This window comes from Streptomyces sp. rh34 (genome assembly GCF_002551245.1).
Lineage (GTDB): Bacteria > Actinomycetota > Actinomycetes > Streptomycetales > Streptomycetaceae > Streptomyces.
This window is the reverse complement of record NZ_NTGZ01000569.1, coordinates 1-779: the sequence shown is the minus strand read 5'-3', so window position 1 is coordinate 779 and position 779 is coordinate 1. Positions and strand designations below refer to the sequence as shown.

The following is a 779-nucleotide window of genomic DNA, read 5'->3' as shown; positions in this document are numbered from 1 at the left end:
GCGCAGGCGTGCGCCGCCGCGCAGGCGTGCGCCGCCGCGCAGGCGTGCGCCGCCGCCCCTCTCCCTTCCGTGAGGACCGGCCGCTGCCCGGCCGGACGGCTCGTGGTCAGTCCCACCAGAAGGACCACACTTCCTGGTTGAGCACCGCCTTTTCCGCGTAGATGTCGAGGTCGTACGGCGGGGACTGGTCGATGTTGTCCGGGCAGAAGGCGTAGTGCTCGGCGGCCAGGGCGCGGGCCTCCTCGGCGGTGGCGGGCGGGCGGCCCACGGAGACGATCAACGTGTCGAAGCCGAGCACCACGACCCGGGCGTCGTACCGGTCCTCCCAGGAGCGGAGCACCGCGCAGAGCCGGGCCACGTCGTTCTCGTGGTTCATCGGGCCCGACCAGCCGATCGCCGCCGGTATGTCGGCGCTGCGGCGGGCCGGGACGAGAGCCATCCGGGCCCCGCCGAGCCAGCTGTCCGGGTCCGCGGTGATCACACCCGCCAGGCCCGCGGCCGCCGTGTCCGGATCCTCGGCCGCCTCCCGGGCGGGGACGGGCGCGAGGCCGGGCCAGGAGCCGGGGCCCCCGGACCGCTCCCCGCTTTCCTCCGCCTCCTCCGCGCGGTCGCCCACCTCGTCGGCCGCGTACTCCGTCCAGTAGCCCGCCAGCACCTCGTCGGCGTCGTGGTCGCCGGGATACGACGTGCCGTCCGGGCACAGGTCCCACTCCTCGGGCCACTGGTCGTGCCGGCCGCCGCTGACCAGCACCGGCAGCCTGTCTCTTATACACATCTCT

1 protein-coding gene is annotated in these 779 nt (G+C 74.7%); it reads right to left on the bottom strand.

Translation table 11 applies throughout. The annotated features are described in order from the left end of the window. Positions 1 to 106 precede the first annotated feature (106 nt). On the bottom strand, positions 107 to 779 hold a 673-nt coding region (locus CR470_RS38245), incomplete at its 5' end, for a DUF4253 domain-containing protein (protein WP_107489558.1).